General features: G+C 33.8%; 11 protein-coding genes and 1 tRNA gene. 9 read left to right on the top strand and 3 right to left on the bottom strand.

Annotated features, from left to right (window positions below):
• The first annotated feature begins 2 nt into the window (after positions 1-2).
• The 3 genes from porM to NNH57_RS13455 all read left to right on the top strand — a co-directional run bounded on the left by porM (position 3) and on the right by NNH57_RS13455 (position 3,717).
• Positions 3-1,550 carry a type IX secretion system motor protein PorM/GldM gene (gene porM / locus NNH57_RS13465; RefSeq protein ID WP_108809002.1) on the top strand — a complete coding sequence of 516 codons (1,548 nt, stop codon included), beginning with the start codon at positions 3-5 and terminating at the stop codon, positions 1,548-1,550.
• 19 nt (positions 1,551-1,569) lie between these two features.
• The gene (gene porN, locus NNH57_RS13460) at positions 1,570-2,460 is read left to right on the top strand and encodes a type IX secretion system ring subunit PorN/GldN (RefSeq protein WP_025663342.1); all 891 of its coding nucleotides are present in this window, start codon (positions 1,570-1,572) and stop codon (positions 2,458-2,460) included.
• Positions 2,461-2,670: 210 nt separating this feature from the next.
• Positions 2,671-3,717: an NAD(P)/FAD-dependent oxidoreductase gene (locus NNH57_RS13455; protein ID WP_108809003.1), complete on the top strand. Its 1,047-nt coding sequence runs from the start codon at positions 2,671-2,673 to the stop codon at positions 3,715-3,717.
• Here NNH57_RS13455 and NNH57_RS13450 read toward each other — a convergent pair.
• Positions 3,712-4,098, bottom strand: a complete 387-nt coding sequence (locus tag NNH57_RS13450) for a DUF983 domain-containing protein (protein WP_074407276.1) — start codon at positions 4,096-4,098, stop codon at positions 3,712-3,714. The two genes, NNH57_RS13455 and NNH57_RS13450, sit on opposite strands and share 6 nt — an antisense overlap.
• A 57-nt stretch (positions 4,099-4,155) precedes the next feature.
• On the opposite strand from NNH57_RS13450, the gene NNH57_RS13445 reads away from it, so the two are divergent.
• From NNH57_RS13445 to NNH57_RS13420, 6 genes are all read left to right on the top strand, one after another.
• Positions 4,156-6,078, top strand: coding sequence for an ABC-F family ATP-binding cassette domain-containing protein (locus NNH57_RS13445; protein WP_108809004.1), 1,923 nt, complete (start codon positions 4,156-4,158; stop codon positions 6,076-6,078).
• A gap of 179 nt (positions 6,079-6,257) precedes the next feature.
• The gene (locus tag NNH57_RS13440) at positions 6,258-7,424 is read left to right on the top strand and encodes an efflux RND transporter periplasmic adaptor subunit (protein WP_108809005.1); all 1,167 of its coding nucleotides are present in this window, start codon (positions 6,258-6,260) and stop codon (positions 7,422-7,424) included.
• A gap of 2 nt (positions 7,425-7,426) precedes the next feature.
• The gene (locus tag NNH57_RS13435) at positions 7,427-10,654 is read left to right on the top strand and encodes an efflux RND transporter permease subunit (RefSeq protein WP_108809006.1); all 3,228 of its coding nucleotides are present in this window, start codon (positions 7,427-7,429) and stop codon (positions 10,652-10,654) included.
• Positions 10,626-11,996 carry a TolC family protein gene (locus NNH57_RS13430; RefSeq protein WP_234423441.1) on the top strand — a complete coding sequence of 457 codons (1,371 nt, stop codon included), beginning with the start codon at positions 10,626-10,628 and terminating at the stop codon, positions 11,994-11,996. The genes NNH57_RS13435 and NNH57_RS13430 overlap by 29 nt, the downstream gene beginning before the upstream one ends.
• Positions 11,997-12,161: 165 nt before the next feature.
• Complete coding sequence (locus NNH57_RS13425; protein WP_108809008.1) at positions 12,162-12,344, top strand: CPXCG motif-containing cysteine-rich protein; 183 nt, start codon at positions 12,162-12,164, stop codon at positions 12,342-12,344.
• A 187-nt stretch (positions 12,345-12,531) separates the two neighbouring features.
• Positions 12,532-12,604 (top strand) — tRNA-Met (locus tag NNH57_RS13420).
• Positions 12,605-12,976: 372 nt separating this feature from the next.
• Here NNH57_RS13420 and NNH57_RS13415 read toward each other — a convergent pair.
• Together NNH57_RS13415 and NNH57_RS13410 are read right to left on the bottom strand one after the other, a co-directional pair.
• A complete protein-coding gene (locus NNH57_RS13415; protein WP_132065859.1) occupies positions 12,977-14,044 on the bottom strand; it encodes a hypothetical protein in 1,068 nt (355 codons plus the stop codon).
• A gap of 1 nt (position 14,045) precedes the next feature.
• A complete protein-coding gene (locus NNH57_RS13410; RefSeq protein ID WP_108809010.1) occupies positions 14,046-14,420 on the bottom strand; it encodes a hypothetical protein in 375 nt (124 codons plus the stop codon).
• Position 14,421: the final 1 nt, after the last annotated feature.

Here is a 14,421-nt window from a genome sequence, read left to right as displayed (position 1 = left end):
ATATGGCAGGAGGAAAATTATCCCCAAGGCAGAAGATGATTAACCTGATGTACTTGGTTTTCATCGCGATGATGGCATTAAATATGTCAAAAGAAGTATTAACTGCATTTGGTTTAATGTCAGAAAAATTGACAGAATCAAATGAGTTGGCTACTCAACGAAATACTGGATTTATGGCAGGTCTGGCCGAAAAGGTTTCAGAACAGCCAGAAAAATATACCCCATTAAAAGAAAAAGCAGATCAGATAAGTGTTTTATCTAATGAGTTTAACTCATATCTAGATCAACTTAAAGCAGAATTGGTTGACGATAGAGAAGATCCTACGGATTATGAAACTATGGATAGACCAGATAGATTAGACCAAAAGTTTTTTGAAGGTGGTAAGGTTACTGCCGGGGCTCAGGAATTTTTGGATAAAATCACAAAATACAGAGATGGTGTATCTGCTGCAATCAAAGAAGTAAAAGAAGTAGATGCTTCGGTTGCTGATGATGTGATTAAAACCTTTTCTACAAATGATGTAAAAGACAGATCAGGAGTAACTAAAAAATGGTTAAACTATAACTTTGAAGGATTTCCTTTGGTTGCTTCTTTAACTAAGCTTACTCAAATGCAAGCCGATGTTAAAACAACAGAAAGTAAAGTGCTTTCAGCTTTATTAGCTGGACAACAAGCATCTGAACTTTCTTTTAGTAACTATGAGGCGATTGTAGTTGCAGATAAAACAGCTTTCTTTAGTGGAGAAAGTTTTAAAGGTAGAATCGTTCTTGGACGTTTTGATGCTACACTAAAACCAACCAAAGTAACGGTTAATGGTAAAGAGCAAACAGAAGTTACAAACGGACAAATTATGTTAGATTTCCCTGCAGGAAATGTTGGAGAAAGAGATGTGGCTGGAGAACTTCAATTTAAAGAAGGAGATTCTACAGTAACGATTCCGATTAAGAGTTCATATACTGTAATTCCTAGACCAAATTCTGCTGTAATTTCTGCAGATAAAATGAATGTGGTGTATCGTGGAGTTAATAACCCAATGACAATTTCTATTCCTGGTGTACCAGCTGTAAATGCTTCTGCCCCTGGATTAAGAAAAGTTGGAGGAGCAGGAAAATATATGATGAATGTTACTGCTGTAAAAGCTCGTGAAGTTAATATCAAAGTTAGTGGTAAACTAGCAAATGGTACTACAGTAAGTGATAGTAAGAAATTTAGAATTAAAGGTATACCAAGACCTGTAGGAACAGTACGTGGTGAAGATGGAGCAATCAAAATGGCAAGAAATGCCTTAGAAATTTCATCTGTAGGTGCTATTCTGCCTGATTTTGACTTTGATATTAAATTGAAAGTTACTGGATTTAAATTTAAAGTAGAAGGACAGCCAACTGTAAGTGTTCCTGGAGGAAGGCTTAATGCTAAAGCAAAATCAGCTTTGCGTAAAGCAAAAAGAGGTTCTTCTGTTCAAATTATTGATATAAAAGCACGGTTAGCTAATAGCTCTGGATATAAATTGAAAAAAATATCTCCGGTTATTATTGAGTTAACGAATTAAAAAATAAACTTACGTAGTTATGAATTTGAGAAATTTTGTATTAACCGTTTTTGGTCTATTGGTTTCTTCTCTTTCTTTCGGGCAGGCAAATGTTTTAAATGCCAATAATCCTGATGAGATTGGAAAGAAAACTCAAGAACAGATTTTATATGACAATGATCGTCCCTTAGAGTACGGATATGTAGATAAACGTGATGTATTGTGGGCAAAAACCACTTGGGAAACTATTGACCTTGATGAGCGAATAAATTTCCCATTGTACTATCCTATTGATACATTTAATATTGGTGCCAATCGTCGATCTTTATATGATGTATTGGTGACAAATATCAAAAACGGAAAAATCAAAAATATTTATTCAGATTCATATTTTACTGAGACACGTACTTTTGAAGATCTTCAGTCTACAATGTCTAAAATCGATACTACCGATTTGGGATTTGAGCAGTATAATGCTGGAGAAGAAGTAGATCCTCAGTATATTAACAGAAGAGATATTACTTCTGCAGATATATCAGAATATAAAATAAGAGGATATTGGTATTTTGATAAAAGACTAGGAGAATTAAGATACAGATTGCTTGGATTAGCACCTGTAGCACCCGATGTTAACTTTATCGATGATGATGAACCAGATATGGTAGCATTATTCTGGATATGGTATCCTGATGCCAGAGAAATATTTCATAATGCAATGGCATTTAATAGGAAAAATACATCAATGCCTTTTACGTATGATCATATCCTTAATGCAAGACGCTTTAATTCTGTAATTTATAAAGAAGATAATATTCAAGGTGACCGCGAAATTAAAGATTACGTTATTGATAACGCCTTGATGCAACTTCTTGAAAGTGAAAGGATTAAGGAGAGTATTCGAAATTTTGAAATGGATATGTGGAGTTATTAACGACTTTACTATTCTTCAATAAATAATAGACGAAACGCCCAACTATAGTTGGGCGTTTTGTTATTTTTGAACTATGCTAATATGAGTTTGGGATCATAAAACGATTTGATCTAAACGATTTTTACGAATTAGGTTATAATCTCAAACTTATATTTTATGATTGTATTATTTATTAATGAGTATTGCCAGTTAGATAAATTAAGAAGTTAAATGCTATTAGATTATATTGTTGTAGGGTTAGGATTATCGGGATTATCTTTTGTAGAGGAATTAGAAAGTCATAACAAATCATATGTAGTTTTCGAAGACGCTTCACAGAAATCATCGAGAGTAGCAGGAGGTCTGTATAACCCCATAATTTTAAAGCGCTTTACGATGGCTTGGCAAGCCTCGCAGCAAATTGAAACAGCAGTCTCTTTTTATAAAAATGTAGAAACAAAACTCCAGAAAACGTTAGTTTCAGAACTTCCGATATTACGAAGATTTAATGCCGTAGAGGAGCAAAACAACTGGTTTGAAGCTTGTGATAAACCCCTTTTAGGAGAATTTCTTTCTTCAGAATTGATCCGAAATACTAATCCGGCGCTAGATATCCCATTTCATTATGGAAAAGTAAAACATACCGGAAAAATTGATATCAGCAATATGCTTTCTGCCTATGCAAAAAACCTTAAAGAAAACGATATTTTAATCGATGAATCCTTTGAGTATGATAAAATCACTGTAGCAAAAGATTATATTCAATATAAAGAAATAAAATGCAGGCATATTGTATTTGCTGAGGGGTATGGAGTAAAAAAGAATCCATTTTTTAATGATCTGCCATTATATGGTAATAAAGGTGAATATATTATTATTAAGTCTGAAGCACTTAAGCAAAAGGAAGCAATAAAATCTTCGATATTTATTATCCCGCTGGGAGAGGATTTATATAAAGTAGGGGCAACATATAATAACGAGGATAAATCTCCCGAAATAACAACTACTGCCAGGGAGGAATTGCAAAAAAAGCTGGAAAAATTTTTAAAAGTGCCCTACAAGGTAGTAGATCAGGTAGCAGGAATACGTCCTACAGTAAGAGATCGAAGACCTTTGATAGGAACACATGCCAGATATGCTAATGTGCATATTTTAAATGGTATGGGGAGTAGAGGCATACTCTTGGCTCCTACTATGGCAAAAGAACTATATAAACATATAGAAAAAGGAACTTCTTTAGACAAAGAAATAGATTGTAAACGGTATAGTGACCTATGAAGAATGCTCTTCTTTTTTGTAGTGCATAAAAAAGTTGATCCATATATTTCGGGATAACCTTAAAATAACAGGCAAAAAAGCAATCATCGTTATAGAAATTATAATAAAAGTAGCCACTAGATCCAGCTTAAAAATGAGATTACTAATCACAAAAGCTGCAACCGCAAAAGCAATCCCTACAGGATAACTCACATACATAGCTCCATAAAAAAAAGAAGGTTCTATTTTGTATTTGGTGCCACAATGACTACAACGGTCCTGCATTTTTAAAGTTTGGCTTAATTTATAAGGATTCGATTCCTTATACATACTTTCTTCCTGGCATACAGGGCAGCTACCAGTTATAATGCTATAAATTTTTGTTCCTTTTAAGAAGTTCATGAGCGTTTTTATTCTAACGCAAAATTAATCATCTTTGCACAAAATATTCAAAAGCAGATGTTAAACATACATAACTTATCGATTTCGTTTGGAGGAGAATACCTTTTTGAAGAAATAAGCTTCAGATTAAATGCAGGGGATCGAGTTGGATTGATAGGAAAGAATGGTGCAGGAAAATCTACCATGCTTAAGATTTTGTCCAAAGAGCAAGAACCAGATTCTGGTCAAATAGCTATGGATAAAGAGGTGAAGATTGGTTTTTTAAAGCAAGATATAGATTTTGTATTTGGGCGTACAGTTTTAGAAGAAGCCTATGAAGCCTTTATAGAAATTAAAAAAGCAGAACGAGATATCGATGCAATTAATGCTCAACTGGCAGAACGCACAGATTACGAAAGTGAAAAATATAACCAGCTAATTACCGATTTAAGTGACCTTACACACCATTATGAGATCATGGGAGGGTATAACTATCAAGGAGAGACAGAAAGGGTTTTACAAGGCCTCGGATTTGCTCGTGAAGATTTTAATAAGCTTACAGATACATTCTCTGGTGGATGGCGTATGAGAATCGAACTAGCAAAGTTGTTATTACAGAATAACGATATTTTACTATTAGATGAGCCTACAAACCATTTAGATATAGAATCTATTATCTGGCTAGAGAATTTTTTAAAAAATTATGCCGGAGTAGTAGTTATTGTTTCGCATGATAAAATGTTTCTGGATAATGTAACCAATAGAACTATAGAAATCTCTTTGGGACGTATTTATGATTATAACAAGCCTTATTCTAAATATTTGGTGCTTCGTAAAGAGATTAGAGAGCAACAATTAGCTACACAAAAGAACCAATCTAAGCAGATAGAACAGACCGAAAAACTGATCGAAAAGTTTAGAGCCAAAGCTTCTAAAGCTTCTATGGCACAATCTTTAATTAAGAAATTGGATAAGATTGATAGAATAGAAGTAGATGAAGATGATAATGCAGTAATGAGTATTAGTTTTCCTATACATGTACAACCAGGAAAAGTAGTTATTGAAGCCGATAGTGTAAGCAAAAGTTATGGTGATAAAGAAATTCTAAAGGACATTGATTTACTGGTAGAGAGAGGATCTAAAATAGCATTTGTAGGTCAGAATGGTCAGGGTAAATCAACATTGGCTAAGATTATTATTGATGAAATTGCTTATACAGGAGAGTTTAAGTTGGGTCATAATGTACAGATAGGATATTTTGCTCAGAATCAGTCTGAATATCTAGATGGAGAATTAACTGTTCATGACACAATGATCCATGCAGCCGATGAAAAAACACGAACCAAGGTTCGGGATATGTTAGGATCCTTCTTGTTTAGAGGTGATGAAGTGGATAAAAAGGTAAAAGTACTTTCTGGAGGAGAGAGAAACCGATTAGCACTATGTAAAATGCTCTTACAGCCTTTTAATGTATTGGTGATGGATGAACCAACAAACCACTTGGACATCAAGTCGAAAAATGTATTAAAAGAAGCTCTGAAAAATTTTGATGGAACCCTGATTTTGGTGTCACATGATAGAGATTTTCTGCAAGGATTAAGCAATACAGTTTATGAATTTAAGGATAAAAAAATCAAAGAATATCTCGGGGATATAAATTTCTACTTAGAAGAAAAAAGAATAAATGATCTAAGAGATATAGAAAAGAAAGATAAGCAAGAGAAAACAACTTCTGATACCAAAGAAACAGCAAAACAATCTTATCAGGATCAGAAAAAAGTGAAATCACTTGGCAATAAGTTGAGTAATATAGAATCTAAAATCAATAAGCTCGAAAGGGAAATTAAAGAAATTGATGTAGAACTGGCGGTCAATTATGATGAAACGATTGCTCAACCCAACTTTTTTGATAATTACCAGGCAAAAAAAGATCTCTTATCCTCGCTAATGGAAGATTGGGAAATATTACAAGAAGAAATGGATGCATTAAACGATGCATAAGGGGTTGTTTTATATTGTCTTCTAATTTTTATTTTTATTATCGTGACTCTATATAGTTAAACCTATTTTATAGTGTAAAAGTCTCTCGTGTTAACTTTTATGAGTTCTTTAACTGCATCCCAAGGGTGTGGTTGATAGTTTTGTAGCGATTCTACAAAAAGTGTGGTTACCGATATACTATGAGAAAAATTATACTTTCAATCCTAGGGATACTTTTGATTGTGGCAGCTTATTTTGGTGCCAGAAAAATAATAGACAGTAAAAAAAGATTTAGACCCAAATCTGCAAAAGTGATAAAAACTGTTTTTGTAGATACTGTAAAAAACAAAACGATTCCTATTCAAATTGCAGCAAATGGTAATTTAATAGCAAAAAGAAGGTTAGAGCTATATGCCGAAGTTCAAGGTATTTTTAAAGGAGGAACTCACTTATTTAAACCCGGTCAAAAATATCAAAGAGGACAGGCATTGATAAGGATCGATGCATCAGAATATTATGCTAGTGTGCAATCTGCCAAGAGTAATTTATACAATCTGGTAACTTCTATTATGCCGGATTTGCGATTGGATTATCCAGATATTTATGAAAAATGGCAAGGGTATCTCAATACCTTTGATATGAGTAAAGCCACACCAAAACTACCAGAAGTTACTTCAGAAAAAGAAAAATATTTTATAACAGGAAGAAATATTTATACCACCTATTACAATGTAAAAAACCTGGAGCAGCGATTGGCAAAATATACCATCTCTGCCCCTTTTAATGGTGTACTTACCGAAGCCCTGGTCACCGAAGGAACTTTAATTCGGCAGGGACAAAAATTAGGAGAGTACATCGACACCAAAGTATATGAAATGCAGGTTGCAATAGGCAAGGAATATGGAGATCTGCTTCGTGTTGGAGAATCGGTAGAACTTTCTAACCTTAACAAAACAAAGACATTTACAGGAAAGGTGTCCAGAATTAATAGTAGCGTTAATCAAGCCACCCAGACCATTACAACTTTTATTGAAGTAGCAGACCCATCCCTTAGAGAAGGGATGTACCTCGAGGCCAATCTTGATGCTAAGAAAGAAGAAAATGCTATCGAAATCGAAAGAGGATTGCTTCAGGAAGGAGACAAAATATTTGTGGTTAGAGATAGTATTCTTGATGTTATAGATGTACAACCCGTATATTTTTCTGATAAAAAAGTAGTACTTAAGGGAGTTCCCGAAGAGACCATAATTTTATCTAAAAGTGTTCCGGGAGCATATGCAGGAATGCTGATAAAGATCTACCAGGGAAAGAAAGAAAATAATAATGTGCATAGTGATAGTTCTGCTAGTACAGCTAAAAAACAATAGTGATGCGTAAAATTATTGCTTTTTTTATTAAATATCACGTAGCGGTAAATGTGATTGTACTTGCGTTTTTTGCATTTGGAGTTGTAGGAGCACTATCCCTAAAATCTTCCTTTTTTCCGCTAATTGATTCCAAAAACATCACTATAAATATTACGTATCCAGGAGCTTCTCCATTAGAAGTAGAAGAAGGGATTGTGCTTAAGATAGAGGATAACCTAAAAGGATTGGATGGAGTAGAGCGAGTAACCTCAACTTCGAGAGAAAATAACGGAACAATAAATGTTGAAATTGAAAAAGGAAAGAACATCGATTTCATGCTGTTAGAAGTAAAAAATGCAGTAGATCGTGTACCTTCATTTCCAACAGGTATGGAACCTTTGGTAGTCGCAAAACAAGAAGCAATTCGACCGACCATCAATTTCTCTATAAGCGGAGATAATATACCATTGGTTACTCTCAAAGAGATTGCAAGACAGGTAGAAAATGATCTTCGTGGGATAGAAGGGATTTCCCAAATTTCTGTGAGTGGCTATCCTGCAGAAGAAATTGAAATAGCCATAGATGAAAAAAACTTACTTGCATATAACCTTAGTTTTAGCGAAGTAGCACAAGCAGTAAGTAGAGCCAATATTCTAACTACCGGGGGGACCATAAAAACAGACGCAGAAGAATATCTTATTAGAGCAAATAATCGTTCGTATTATGGTAATGAACTTTCTAACCTAATCGTACGTGCAGATGCTTCAGGAAGTGTGATACGTCTTAAAGATGTAGCAGAGATACGTGATCGTTTTTCAGAAACCGCTAATGCTACCTATTTTAATGGAGATTTAGCTGTAAATGTTGAAATCACAAGCACAAATACCGAAGACCTTATTTCTTCTGCTGAAAAGGCAAAAGAGTATATAGCAGAATTTAATCAGAAGTACAATAACGTACAACTTAATGTGATTAGTGACCGATCTATTACATTAGTACAACGTACAGAACTTCTTACAGAAAATGCTATCATAGGAATGTTGCTGGTACTCACTTTTTTATCCTTATTTCTTAATACACGCTTAGCATTTTGGGTAGCTTTTGGGCTTCCCGTAGCTTTTTTGGGAATGTTTATTTTTGCAGGTTCATTTGATGTGACTATAAATGTATTATCTCTGTTCGGAATGATCATCGTAATTGGAATTCTGGTAGATGATGGTATTGTTATAGCAGAAAATATCTATCAACATTATGAGAAAGGAAAAACCCCTGTACAAGCGGCTATAGATGGTACTATGGAAGTAATACCACCCATTATTTCCGCTATTATTACTACAATACTTGCTTTTGGTATTTTTCTGTTTTTAGATGGTCGTATAGGAGAATTTTTTGGAGAAGTTTCTGTAGTTGTAATTCTCACATTATCAGTTTCTCTGATCGAAGCTTTGATTATTCTACCGGCTCATTTGGCACATTCCAAAGCGCTTAAACCACAAGATTCAAAACCTAAAACAGGAATTGGACAACTATTTGCAAAATTACGATATATCAATACGTTTGGAGATGCTATTATGAGATGGTTGCGAGATAAAATGTATAGCCCGGCATTACGCTTTTCATTGCAAAATAAACTCTTTACGTTTTCGCTTTTTATTGTTCTCCTTGTTCTTACTATAGGTACCGTAGGAGGAGGAATCGTTCGAACCTCTTTTTTCCCTCAGATAGCAAGTGATCGAATATCAATTAATCTGGCAATGCCCAACGGAACCAATGAAAAGATAACGGATAGTATCATCTCTTTGATCGCAGAAAAAGCCTGGGAAACTAATGAAGAACTAACAGAACAGTATTTAAAAGGACCCGAATATGCAGGTAAGAAATTATTCAAAAATGTGATTACCAATATAGGTCCCGGGTCGTCTTCGGCTTCACTAGTCGTTAATTTACTACCAGGAGAAGAGCGTCCCGATGCGGTAGGGTCGGCTATGGTTACAGATCTTATAAGTGAAAAAATGGGAGAAGTAGCTGGTGTAGAAAGTCTGGTGTATGGTAGTGGAGGTAACTTTGGAGGAAGACCAGTTTCAGTTTCATTATTAGGAAATAATATAGCAGAGCTGAAAGCTGCTAAAGCTGAGTTAAAAGGAGCATTAGTGAATAATTCATTACTGAAGGATGTTACAGATAATGACCCAGCAGGAATTAAAGAGATTCGCATAGAATTAAAAGAAAACGCATATTTACTGGGGTTAAATCTTCGGGATATTATGACACAGGTTCGTGCAGGGTTTTTCGGAGTGCAGGCACAACGTTTCCAACGTGGACAGGATGAAATTAGAGTTTGGGTTCGATATGATAGAGATAATCGTTCTTCGATATCTAATCTGGATGATATGCGTATTACTACAATTAGTGGAGAACGAGTACCACTTAATGAAATTGCAACCTATAGCATAGAAAGAGGTGATGTAGCGGTTAACCACCTCGAAGGGCGTCGTGAAATACAGATTTCTGCCGATTTAAAAGATGCAGAAACTACCAGTGCAACAGATATTTTACAAGAAATTCGTACGGTAACTATGCCAGAGATTATTTCTAAATATCCAACGGTAACACCGTCTTATGAAGGACAAAATAGAGAAGCAGGTAAGCTTTTGGGATCTTTAAGACCTGTGGGACTTACCGTACTTGCATTGATTTACATAACCATTGCATTTACGTTTAGAAGCTATAGTCAACCATTATTACTCTTGTTACTTATTCCATTAAGTTTACCAGCAGTAGCTTTAGGACATTGGGCACATAATTTTCCTATCAATATATTATCCATGTTGGGTATTATTGCTCTTATAGGTATTATGGTTAATGATGGCTTGGTACTTATTGGTAAGTTTAATAGTAATCTTCGGGAGGGGCTGAGTTTTGATGAATCTATTTACCAAGCTGGGAGATCACGTTTCCGAGCTATTTTTCTTACCTCACTTACTACTATTGCCGGGTTAGCACCTTTATTATTAGAAAAAAGCAGGCAAGCACAATTCTTAAAACCTATGGCTATTTCTATTGCTTACGGGATTGGTTTTGCAACTGTATTAACCCTATTGCTATTACCGTTGTTTTTATCGTTTAGTAACAATGTGAAAGTAAGAACCAAGTGGTTAGTTACCGGAAATAAGATCACCAAAGAAGAAGTAGAACGCGCCATTAAAGAACAAAAAGAAGAGAATGAAGAGCATCATGAATTGCAAGGGTAGTAGCATACTAAAATTAGTGTTCTTTCTGTTTTTGATTTCTGGAAATGTAATCAGTCAGCAATTAACAAAGCAGGAAGCTATACGACTTACCTTAGAAAATAACTTTGGGATATTAATTGCTACCAATAACATAGAAGTAGCAAAAAACAATAAAGGAGTTCTTAATTCTGGGTATTTACCTACATTAACCGGTAATGCAGGAGCAAATTATCAATCGGCTACATCGAATACTAATTTTCAGGGAGCAATAGATCAAAACACAGGAGAGCCACGAGCAGATATCAAGATCGAAGATGCCGAAACGCAACGGTATAATGCAGGGTTAAATCTTAATTATACTTTATTTGATGGGCTCGGGCGTTTTTATAATTATAAAAGATTAAAAGAACAATATAATCTTACAGAATTACAAGCCAGAGAGACGATAGAAAATACAATCTTGCAATTGTTCTCTGTATATTACGAAGTAGCCAGGCTGTCTGAAAATGTAGAGATTCTCGAAGAAACACTTCGTATTTCGAAAGAACGTATTTTAAGATCTAATTATCAGTTTGAGTATGGCCAGAATACAAAACTTAATGTACTTAATGCAGAAGTAGATGTCGCTAATGATAGTATTAATTTACTAAATACACGGCAACAATTAATAAATACAAAAAGAGATCTAAATGTAATTTTGGATAATGACCTGGCATATGAATTTGAGGTAGATACCATTATAAAATTTATTCCAAAACTGGAGCTAGAGGAGTATCTATCAAAATCGACAGAGAATAATGTGACACTTTTACAAAATGAAAGTAATATTCGAATTAGTGATTATGATATTAAAGTGAGCAAATCTGGGTACTTACCTTCGATTGGATTAACGGGATCTTATGGTTGGAACCAAAACCGAAATCCACCATCAACATTCTTTCCTGGTAATATTTCGGATACCTATACACTTGGAGCAGGAGTAAGCCTTACCTGGAATCTTTTTGATGGAGGGGCTACAATCACAAGAGTAAAAAATGCTAAAATAGCATTGGATAACCAGGAAATTATAAAAAGTCAGATAGAGAAAGAGGTAAAAAGAGATATTGCCAATGCATTAGGAAATTATGAGAACCGTTTAAACGTGTTTAAGATTCAGCAACAGAATGTAATCACGAATCAAAATAATTTTGAGCGTTCGCAAGAGCGTTTTAAACTAGGACAAATCACTTCTATAGAATTCAGGCAGGCGCAGATCAACCTGATTTTGGCAGAAACCAATAAGAATTCAGCAAAATACGATGCTAAAATTGCAGAACTTCAGCTATTGCAGTTAACAGGGCAATTGTTGAATATAGAATTCTAAAGAACAAAATATTAGAGTATACTCCTGTTTTTTTCTTTTTTAAAGCATCAAATATATAAAGTATTTAAAGACACCTTTTTGGTGGTTTTGTGAGGTTTTTTAACAAAAATTGTTAAAATTAAACTCTTGATTACACAAAAGAATAAGAGGTATTATATTTAATTTATGTTCGAACACTATTTTCAATGTCCATATTGCTGGGAGGAGATTTCGATGCTTTTGGATTCTTCTGTACCGTACCAGGTATATGTTGAAGATTGCGAAGTATGTTGTAACCCTATGGAGTTGCATCCTCGATTTGAGAACCAGAAATTAGTATCTTTTGAAGCATTAAATATTGAACAATGACACTAAGTAGCTTACTTAAAGGTGGTTATGATATTTTTACTTTTTTTTAATAAAAATAGTATTGTTTAAATTAAAAATGGTTGTATATTTGCACTCCGATTATGAGATGAGTTATGACAAGGGATAATCGAGAGTTCTTTACAAGATAAAATTTATAAATCAGACTTCTGATTTACATGATATACATCGCGGGATAGAGCAGTAGGCAGCTCGTCGGGCTCATAACCCGAAGGTCACAGGTTCGAGTCCTGTTCCCGCTACTAGTAAAGGCTAAAACATTGATTTAAAATGTTTTAGCCTTTTTTTTACTTCTATTTTACTTGAAAACCTTATTTTTTACTATAAAAAATATACAATCTTCCTGTTACCTACCCGAAGATCACAAATATTAATTTTACAATAAATAAATAGTTTAAAACATTGATATTGAGTTTTTTATAATCTATTTTGAAAAATAATCGTGTTGTTTTTTTGGTTTTGGTGCACGGTATTGGTGCGCGGTATTTTTAATTTTAAAATCAAAAACTATAGATTTTTGTGGTCATAAGTATAAAATTGAACTGTAGTTTTCTAATCTTTTTTAATGAATAAGAATTCTCATAGTTATATTTTTAAACATCTTTTTTGATTTTTTATTGATTAATATTGATTTCAATAGTTGAGTTTATTGGTTCTCCGAAATCATTTGTAGAAATAACTTCTATAAAAATAGACTTGGAATCATTTATATCATTAGTATCTGTCTTGAAAACTACCTTAATCAGTCCATTTGAGTCTGAACTAGCATTAGAAAGTCCAGTAAATCTACCAACTTCAACTTCAGAGTTATCATCAGAAATTTGATAACTTCTAATTGATATGGTACTGTTTAAGCTCACAAAACCAATATTTTTTTTCAGAAATATATCTATTGGATTACTTGAATTTAATGGCATTGAAACCATTGATGGTTCAATTAGAATAAAATCTGGATGAGAAGGAACTAGAATTAACTCTTTGTTGTCAAAATAGTTATTAGAACTACCTACCCTGGCAGAAAAGTATAGTTTTTGGACAGATTTGGGAACTATAACATCAATATATGCATTGTTTTGCTCATCAGTATTTACTGGAGAAGTTCCTTGAAGATCTCCCATTGAAGTTGTAAACGTTACTTGATTGAAAACATTTCTGTTATGATTGATAGTAGCCTTTAATTTTACAATGGTAACACCATCTGCCCTTATAGGATCGGTAATAGTATTTGCCATGTTGTTTAGAAGCGATAATGTTACTACTTCATCAACTCCAATAAGATCAATGGATTTTGTACTAGAAAATGTTTCATTGTCGTTATTAATATAAGCCGTTAAGGAAACAAGTTGGTTGTCCAGAGGAAGCCTCAAATTTACTTGTGAATAACCTTCACTATCTACCGTTTTTTCGTGAGACATAGTACCTGTTAAAGTGAAAGTGCCACCTGTTGATTCAAATTTAACTGTTTTAAATGCAGAATTGGAAGGTATTTTTGCTTTCAGCTTAATTATTGTTTCACCATCACCCAAAGCTTCATCAATTGTTTGTGTTTCATCGAAATCCAAAACTTCTAATTTTATGATTTCATCTGGGCTAAAAGTTTCAGAATCTATCCCGTTACAACTTAGAAACAAGAAGCAGTAAAATAAAAAAATGTTTATTTTGGTAAATAATTTCGAAAACATATCATATAGTTTTAATGTAAGAAGTAGTACTATCTTGCCAAGTAGTACTTGGTGTAGGAAGTTTTAAAAATAGCATAAATGGCATATTGTCTATTTCCGAAATTTGTAAATGAGTATAAAACTTAATTCTTCGGTGGAAAATATTGTTTTCTGTGACGGAAGGATAAAAATTTAATTGTCTTGTGAGTTTATCATTCCTGTTTATGAAAAATACATCCAAATTTCTTTCAAGAGAAAGGAGAATAGAAGTATTATTACCTACTGAGACATTGACCTCAAATACAAAATTTACAAATGGACTTATAGATTCATTAGAACTGTAAGCTGAAAAAGGGATTTCTTCAAGTTCTTCTTTGTTGATAATTTTTACGCTCATA

Origin of the sequence: Aquimarina spinulae (assembly GCF_943373825.1) — a bacterium.
In the GTDB taxonomy this organism is placed as follows: Bacteria; Bacteroidota; Bacteroidia; order Flavobacteriales; family Flavobacteriaceae; genus Aquimarina; species Aquimarina spinulae.
The sequence above is the reverse complement of the archived record's forward strand: the minus strand, read 5'-3'. Positions and strand labels throughout refer to the sequence as shown.